Genomic DNA, 8,540 nt, shown 5'->3' on the forward strand with positions numbered 1-8,540 from the left:
TGCCCCTGCACATGGCCGTGCCCTGTTCGCCGGGAAGGCGCGCCGGCCACCTGTTCGCGTTACGACCCTCTTTCCCGCCACTGCAAAACCATGCACCCTAGCTGCTGTACTCCAGGGGGAGACGGACATGCGCAAGACATGGCTTTTCATCGCGCTCATTGCCCTGCCGGGCTTGGCGCTGGCGTCGGTATCCAAACCATCGGCTCCGGTCGCAACCGACAGTATGGCGGCCATCCACGCCAAGCTGGCCGAAGCGGTCAAGCTGGAACAAAGCGGCGACTCGGTTGCCTCCATGGCGCTGTTGCAGGAAGCCCTGCAGTCGCCCGCATTCGCCAAGCTGCCTCCAAACGAACAGCAGGCTGCCCTGTTTCTTAGCGGCGCCGTCGACTACGATCGCGGCGATTACAAGGCCGCTCACGAATTTCTGGTCAAGGCCACCGATGTCCCGTTGCCGATGCTGCCTGCGTGGCAGGTCCGTCTGGATGCCGCATTCCGGATGCGTGACTATCGTGATGCCGCCCGTTGCGTTGCGACGATAGCCAGGCAATGGCCAAACGAGCTTGGCAGCGTTAGCGATCACATGCTTTATGCCATAAAGCACGAACTCGATATCGCCGACGCCTCCAATGAGGAACTCGTACTGCTCGAAGCCTTATTCGATGCTCACTGGTCCGACCAGAACGGATACGGCGACACTTATTGGTTCGAGTTGACACGCCTGCTTATCGAAAAGGGCGCCATCGCCAAGGCGACCATCGTGGCCAAGAGTATCCATTCGGCACGCATGGCCGTAGCGATGCGCATCGATAAACGTTTCGATGTGGTGGTTCAGGCGAACAAGGACGCTTTCGACATCGACCGCATGGCAGCAGCGGAAATCCAACAGGCTGAAACGGTTTCCAAGGAACAACCCGACAAGCTGGCCCCGCTGGTACACCTGCAAGATCTGTTGAATGACAAGCTGCAATACCAGCGTGTCATCGCCATCACCGACGACACTGCGGCCAAGGTCGCCGGCGACAAAGGTCCGGAGCTGTATTCGGATTACGACGGTTTCTATACCTGGATGCTCAATCGGCGCAGCGCAGCGCTGGAAGGTCTGGGGCGCTGGGACGAAGCCGCCGCCCAACTCGCCAGCGCGGCCCAGCTCTCCGAGGACGGCCACGTCAATGTCAGCCAGGTGTTGAACCTCGCCAACCTCGACGCCAATCTCCTTCGCCCCCAAGACGCCATGGATGCGCTGAAAAGGCTGGGAGAGCCCAGTGCCTTCGGCCGCATGCAGTTGGAGAAGGTCATGCTGAAGATTGCGGTACAGCAAAAAGACGAAGCGGGCATTGCCGAACACATGACCTATCTGCGCAACAACCGCAACGAAGCCATTGCCACATGGCAGGATGCCTTGCTGATGGTGGGTGACGAAGACGCCGCTGCCGATCTGCTGATTGAACGTCTGCGCAACCCGAAATGGCGCAACGATGCCCTTGTCGAAATGCAGGATTACCTCGATACACCGGCTTCGCCGTTCTATCGAGATGTCCAGAAGCATCGGAAGAATGTGATCAAGCGGTCGAAGGTGCGCGAGGCGGTAAATGAAGTGGGACGCATCGAGTCGTTTCATCTGGCCAGTTGAGAGGCTGGATTGCCAACCCGGTTCCGCCCAGCATCAAGGATTGAAAAGGCACACCATGAGACCCTGGATCAACAGACTGGCCGGCATAGGCCGCGGCACATTGTCGGTAATGACGGTAATGACAACGTTCTATCTCGGCTGCCTTGGTGAACGTTCACAGCTGGCCGCGGTTTTGTTTATGTGGCTGTTTTTATGGTTAACCCTGATCGTACATGAGCTGGGGCATGTAGCTGGTGCTCGACTCTACGGCATGACGGTGTGGCGAGTGAATATTTCCGGGCTGGAATTTCACGCGCAACGGCGGGGCTGGCGGATTCGGCTGGCGCGAATTCCTTATCGCCATGTAGGCGGATTTGTACAAGCGTTCCCATCACTCGGCAGCCCCGCGCGCCCACAAATGATCAGCCTGACCATGGGCGGGCCAGCAGGGAATCTCGCGATGGCAATGTTATGTGGAGCATGCGGATGGCTGCTGTTGCCGCAGCACGCGGCTTTTCTGATGCTGTCCTTCACCGCCTCAAACCTGGGTACTGCACTGATTAACCTGGTCCCTTACCAGGGCCCCCTGCCCTCCGACGGCCTGACCCTGATCCGATTGCTTCAGGGCATCGACGAAAACACACCTGGCCATGTACATGCGCGATTGATATCGCGCTCCATCTCCGGTCAAACAGCAGATCAGTTGCCCGAAAGCGAAATCAGCCTGCTGGAGCAGCAACCCGCGCCCATACAGCTAGTCGCCCTGTGGTACCGATTGAAGGCCGATCAGAATCGTGGCGATTGGGCGAGCGCCGACTCGCGGCATACCGAGCTCGACGCCCTGGAGCAAGCGCTTGTCCCTACGCAGAAGGCAGCGCTCTCCGACATGGTGGCTCTACTGCGGATAGAGTTCGCTTTCTCACAGGCCATGCTTACCCGGGATGGTAGGGAGCTGGCGAAACACGCTCTGCCTGCCAAGCTCGCATCCATGCTGCCGTGGATGCAACCCCGCTGCGACGCATTGGTCGCCACATTGCTTGGCGATTCGCTACGCTGCGCTGAATTATTGAAGATCTCGCAGCGCAAGGCAGAGAACTCCATCGACAAAGCGGTCTGGTCCAGCGAAGCCCTGATGCGCGGATATGTATCCGCATTCGCCCCAGGGCACCACTCGGAGGAACGAGATGAAACGCTATCGCCCGCCCCTGTCAACGAGCCGCAGGCATAGTGACGAGAAAGAACAATACAGCGCTATTGGCGCTCCCACGGACGACTCACGGAGATCAAAACATCCATGTTTGAACGCAAAGCAAAAGAACTTCCCATTCCACCCGCGGCAAAAAAGAGCCGCGATGCTGTCGAACTTGTACGGGCATGGGCTGCTGATGGCGAACAACATGTCTCCATCTCAGCCGAAGCCTGGGACGATCCAGGCACGTGGGGAATCATGTTGGTGGACTTGGCGAGGCACGTGGCGAATTTCTATGCGCTGGAACGCAGCATGGACAGAAATGCCGTTCTTGCCCGAATCAAAGCGCTGCTCGAAGCGGAATGGGAGACACCTACCTCCGAGGTCACCGGGGGCACGGTGTAGAGTCCGAGTGAAGTTCGACCTTTTTTATGGGTCGAAAACCGTAGCCCTTGAAGCATCTATACCCAAGTGCTGACTTGGCTACCCCCGTCCCGTTTACGCGTGGGCAAATGCGGCCAGGAATTCCATTTTCTTGCCGTCCGACAGTCGCGCACATGACGCGATCAAGTCCAGCAAGCGCTTTCGCCGTTCAGCTCCCAATGGCGAATAGCTATTCGTATTGAGCCAATCGTCCCTGATCTCCTCCCACCAGGCAATGGTCTCGGGCGAATCCGGCTCTAACGTCAGAATCAACTCCAGCTCATCCCATTTATTTAATGCCCGGATTAGCTGCCTGAGAAACTGTAGCCCATGCGTGCTCAACGTACCGTACCCAAGCAACCCGGTTACTCGTGGCACAGTCAGACCTATCTCGCCTCGTTTGACGCTGCTCGACAGTTCAAGCCGCACGCTCTTGTGCTCGTCGTTCAATAGCGAGACAAGCTCACTATCGGACACAACACCCTTCGCCTTTAGGTAGCCTCGCAGCGCCAGCGCACGCACTCTTGGCGATGCAGAAAACAATAAGCCGGCAAAACGACTTCGATCATCCTCGCCGGCTACGTCGAGCAAGGACACCAGCGCACCCAGCCTTGTCCTCGTCACACCATGGTCGATATGCGCGCGCCAATGCGCTGCTGCATCCTCCGCAAAATGCTGCCGTAACAAGTAGGCAGTGAACGTGCGAACACCACGGGAGCCGTCCATTAGTCCGTGCTGCAGAAAATCTCGCGAAATGGACGGCTCAACGCCGCCATAGGCTCGCCAGGCATGTTGTCTGACGATGGGGTGCCTGGCTTTTATGGCGCGCAACAAGGCCTCTCGATATCTCTCGGAAGAGAGATTCACCTGCGCCTGCCGCATGGCCCAAAGCGCAATGCGAGGGTCCGGGTCGAGTACTGCCTTGCCTAGTAACTCGGCGAATCTCGCCGTATCGATGGATGCCAGAAGCTCATAACCCCAAGCCCGAGTAGTCCGGTCCGGGTTATCCAACATGTCGAAAACCACATAAGGATGTTTCTTCAGCCAAGCATGCAGCACATCGGCAAGCCATTGCCCCGAAACGCGACCGCCTTGTGCGATTCGCTTCGCCAAAGGAAGCATGTGGCGGACGCTCTCCACATCGCAGACAACCAACAGGCGTTGCACCATCTCCTCGGCGCGGTGGCGAACCACTGGGGACCAGTCATTGCAACGGATAAGCGCGGCAGCCAGAGAAAGCGCGCCCGGAAAATCCGCGAGCAGCCCCAGGCTACGTTCCCTCACGCGACCATCGCGATGCCCCGCCTGAAAGAACAGCAACGATTGTTGGATACCCGTCCCGGCACTGGCGATATCCACCAGGTCACGACCGTCACCGGGCCAGTCCTTGAACGCCCAATGGGACCACAATCGGATGCGCTCATCGATATCGAGCAACTTTGCGGGACGAATCCGAAGCAAGACCAAACCCAGCTCAGACGAGGGTGCGTCACTTTCGATCAGGCGCAAATCCGCGAGACTGCAGGCCAGCATGCGCTGATAGTGCGATGGCACATTCGGCTGCTCCGGCGCCTCCAGTGCGCCAGATAAGTTTTTTAGCCAATTCATCCAGTCCATGCCTGCCCCTAAAGCGAGAGAACTGGCGCGAGCTTATCGTGCACGAATGCCCAACGCACACGCCCCCTACTAGTGCGGCACATTAATCTTGAAGCACCCAACCAACGCATTGTTCTGGTTGTAATCAATGATGCCGTATCCAGTAAGGTACCCCGCTTGCTGGCAGTAACGACTGGCAGCGGAGAAGCAAGAGCCGGATACCGTGTCAGAAGACGAGCAGGTATTCTGTTGCGCGAGCGCGGTGAAGGTGGTCCCGACAATAGCCGAGGTCTGGTTTCCAAGGCAGGTAACAATGAGGTTGGATCCGGCCGCTTCGAGTGGTCCGAATCCGTCATCCGGATATCCCTGCGCCCGGCAGAAACTTCCTATGGCACTCTGACAAGGGCCGCTTACGAGATTGCTCGCGGTACAAGCGGACTGATAGCCGCTGAGGGTTCCAATGTCCACCTGGAATTGCCCTGGACCGCCGCTAGTCACACAAGCCACGGAAGTCCCCACCGAGTCATATTCCTCCAACACTCCACCGGCTCCATACCCTTGGCTGGAGCAATAGCGACCGACCGCTGCAAGACAATCTATGTTTCCTGGACTCGGCCGCGGATTGGCGCTGCTGCAGGTCGAAACGAATTGCTGCAGCATGGTAAACGTCGGTGGGAGTATCGTCGTCGTATAGGTCGGGAACGGTGTTGGCGCCGGGTCAGTACTAGCAAACTGAAAAGTACTGGCATCGATCGCGAAGCGCGCCATACCGACAGGAATCGTGCTGCTTGGCGCTGGCGATCCGGTAGTGTTGGTCGGCCCGAAGTAGCCCATGATGAATGTGTTGCCGGAGGGATCGACAACCATCTTGCTGTACTGATTGGGATTGAACGGCAATGTGGGATTTGAAAGTATGCTCGTATTGAAAACGTTGTTGCCAAGTGGCGTTGTCGAGGAGCGTACCTCCAGACGGTAACAACCATAGGCAGGCTCTGCGGATGTCAGACACCCCTTTCCTCCGACACCTGCAAGCAGAAGGATTCGACTGCCGACGACCTGGACATCAAAAGAATCCGCAACGTTATTTAGCAGTGGATTCGAAGGGTCGATTCCCAACACCTGGCTACTGAGTTGGCTATCAACCGATTGTACCGCCACGCCAACAGAACCATTGACCCACAGTCGCTTTGAAGCAGCCGTTTCCTGTACCAACTGCGCCCCGCGCGTCGTGGTATCCGTTAACAACGAACCATCGGCGCCGCGCGAAAAGTGACTTACCGACCAGTAGAGGTAAGGCACACCCTGAAATAGAAGGAGCTTCGGCACGCTGGCTGAATAACCGTCTGCACTGGACGTCTGCGATACGCCCGAAACCACCACCGCCATCCGAGATGTCGTGACGCTATAGTCAGTGCTCGACAACGGTGCGATACACGACGAGGCGGTGTTACCGAACTGTGCGCCGGTGCCGGTACATTCAAAGGCAATCCATAACTCGCCACCGTAAGCGATGATGGAAGGATCGTAGGCGGATCGCACTACTCCATTCTGACTGGGCAGCGCGGCTGGGACGGCCAAGATATCGCGTACGTAAGTGATCGCATTCGACGACCAGTTCATCTGAAACAGCGACAACGTCCAGCTCGTTCCAGAGCAAGGATCGGACGTCGTATTAATCAATCGCCGACCCACAAAAAAGTTGGGATTTCCCGGTATCTCGTGATAGGCAACGCTATTGCACAAATTGGGCATGCTTACCGGGACGGGGCTTACGGTAGTCGCTGCGGCGCCGCCTGAATATATGGCCACGGTTAACGTAGCCATCGCAAGGAGTAAGGAAAGCAAACGATGGATCATCCTGTGCACGGCCACGCCCTTGCTCTGAAAGCTGAAACGATGGCAGATTCCTGGAAGGATTTGAAGCGATTTGGAAAGCCGTAAGTTAAACGACTCATAATCAGCTTGGCACCCATTGGGGTAACCTCTGCCTCGCTCCCAAAATCAGTGACAAAATAGATCAGGCAAGCTTATATTCGCCGGACCAAACTCTGGGGGAGTTATGGGAAAACGGAATAAGGGTGGGTTTGAGGCCATTGCATCGATGCCCTGGCAGGTAGGCATTATCCTGGGCTTGTTCGCCTTCGTGGCGATCCGCTATGGCATTGGCTGGTACTTCAGCTCGCAAGGTGGCCCGGTGCTCGCCGCCATGGGTAAGGCGGCATCCGACGGGGCCTATGCACCATTCGCCTGGCTGGCTCTCGGCGCGTGCTGGATCTGTGCTGTAGCGTCCTATCTTGGTCGGCGGCAGCGGCGACTGTTGCTTGAAACGCAGAGCGGGCTGGATAGCATTCGCGCACTCAACTGGAAAGAATTCGAGCTGTTGATTGGCGAGGCCTTTCGACGCCAAGGTTACTCCGTCGAAGAGACTGGCCTTGGTGGCAAAGATGGTGGGATCGATCTTGTCCTCAAAAAGGATGGTAGGAGGACGCTCGTACAATGCAAGCAGTGGCGGACGCGGCAAGTAACCGTCAACGTGGTGCGGGAGATGTATGGCTTGCTAGCGCACCATGGGGCCGATGAGGTCAAGATTGTGGCGCTGGGTAGCTATACCAATGACGCCGCGCGGTTTGCGGCGGGTAAGCCGATCGAGTTGGTTCATGGGGAGGCGCTACTTCTGATGGTGCGCTCGGTACAAAGAGGATCTAGCCCGACGCAACCAACCCTCTCTAGTCAAACTGACACCGCACCACTCTGCCCCAAATGCAGCCTAGCCATGATTCGACGAGAGAATCGCAAAACACATGAATTCTTCTGGGGATGCTCAGGATACCCCAGGTGCCGTGGTATGAGATCCATGGAAATCTCTGGGCCAAGTGACCATTCTTATGTATCTGATGCCTAACGTTCCGATGTGGTGCTCAGGCACTCCGGCGCGGTTATCCGCAAAGAACGATGGATGCAACCGATCAGACCACAAAAGTGCTTACATTCATGGCGTCGATGAGCAACTTGTTCACCTAAGGGAAAAGAAAGAACAATGCGAATTCGCTGCCTGATCGCACCCTGGTTAGTTTCGCTATCGACCGTCGGATACGTCCAGGCGGCGGATGCAGTCTCCGTAACTCATGACTCCCCAATGGATGTCGCAACTGCCGTCACCACACTGGCGCAAAGGGATGCTGAGATCAACATAGAGTCAGTGGCCCGCATACTGAAACTTCCCGAGCTTCACGACAAGATTATCTGGACAGGTCCGTATTCAAGCATCGACCGCCCGGATTTCTTTGGATATTACATACCGCGGAAATCATCGATGGGCATCGAAAGGGTCGTGATTCGATGGACGCTGGACGGGCACGGCAGGTTCTTGACCTCGCTCACCATTGTTTTCAGGCCTGGCTCTTGCCCTGACGAAACGCTCCTTTCCAAAGCAATCGGCAGTCAGCCGAGAAGCATGCCAGTGCCAGGCGCAGATGGCGGACCAAGCTATGAAATGAAGTCGTTTTCTATCAAGCAGTCAAAGGGAGAGCCGGTAGCCATCATATATAACGCCAAGAACACCTGTAACCTGCTCTTGAGCCGCTTCAGGAGCTATGACTAATTCCCGGCTGCACCTGAAAAAGTAACCTGGATCACCCCTGATTTCTCGGACACCTAAAAGCGAGGACAATCCTCGCACGGAGGTGTTCGATGGAAAAGCGCCAGCGATTCTCAGCCGAGTTC

7 protein-coding genes are annotated in these 8,540 nt (G+C 56.8%); 5 read left to right on the top strand and 2 right to left on the bottom strand.

Annotated features, from left to right (window positions below):
* The first annotated feature begins 127 nt into the window (after positions 1-127).
* The 3 genes from ACZ6WW_RS17625 (at position 128) to ACZ6WW_RS17635 (ending at position 3,203) form a co-directional block, all read left to right on the top strand.
* Entirely contained in the window at positions 128-1,630 is a 1,503-nt protein-coding gene (locus tag ACZ6WW_RS17625) for a hypothetical protein (RefSeq protein WP_465275341.1), read from the top strand.
* A gap of 55 nt (positions 1,631-1,685) precedes the next feature.
* A complete protein-coding gene (locus ACZ6WW_RS17630; protein WP_465275342.1) occupies positions 1,686-2,837 on the top strand; it encodes a M50 family metallopeptidase in 1,152 nt (383 codons plus the stop codon).
* Between the two features lie 66 nt (positions 2,838-2,903).
* The gene (locus tag ACZ6WW_RS17635) at positions 2,904-3,203 is read left to right on the top strand and encodes a DUF5076 domain-containing protein (protein WP_465275343.1); all 300 of its coding nucleotides are present in this window, start codon (positions 2,904-2,906) and stop codon (positions 3,201-3,203) included.
* 93 nt (positions 3,204-3,296) lie between these two features.
* On the opposite strand, the gene ACZ6WW_RS17640 is transcribed toward ACZ6WW_RS17635, so the two are convergent.
* Both ACZ6WW_RS17640 and ACZ6WW_RS17645 read right to left on the bottom strand, forming a co-directional pair.
* The gene (locus ACZ6WW_RS17640; RefSeq protein ID WP_465275344.1) at positions 3,297-4,838 is read right to left on the bottom strand and encodes a HEAT repeat domain-containing protein; all 1,542 of its coding nucleotides are present in this window, start codon (positions 4,836-4,838) and stop codon (positions 3,297-3,299) included.
* Positions 4,839-4,907: 69 nt separating this feature from the next.
* Complete coding sequence (locus tag ACZ6WW_RS17645) at positions 4,908-6,452, bottom strand: hypothetical protein (RefSeq protein WP_465275345.1); 1,545 nt, start codon at positions 6,450-6,452, stop codon at positions 4,908-4,910.
* A gap of 424 nt (positions 6,453-6,876) precedes the next feature.
* Here ACZ6WW_RS17645 and ACZ6WW_RS17650 point away from each other — a divergent pair, with 424 nt between their 5' ends.
* Both ACZ6WW_RS17650 and ACZ6WW_RS17655 read left to right on the top strand, forming a co-directional pair.
* Positions 6,877-7,719 carry a restriction endonuclease gene (locus tag ACZ6WW_RS17650; protein WP_465275346.1) on the top strand — a complete coding sequence of 281 codons (843 nt, stop codon included), beginning with the start codon at positions 6,877-6,879 and terminating at the stop codon, positions 7,717-7,719.
* A gap of 234 nt (positions 7,720-7,953) precedes the next feature.
* Entirely contained in the window at positions 7,954-8,418 is a 465-nt protein-coding gene (locus ACZ6WW_RS17655; RefSeq protein ID WP_465275347.1) for a hypothetical protein, read from the top strand.
* Positions 8,419-8,540 lie beyond the last annotated feature (122 nt).

This window comes from Dyella sp. NPDC103356, assembly GCF_055584465.1.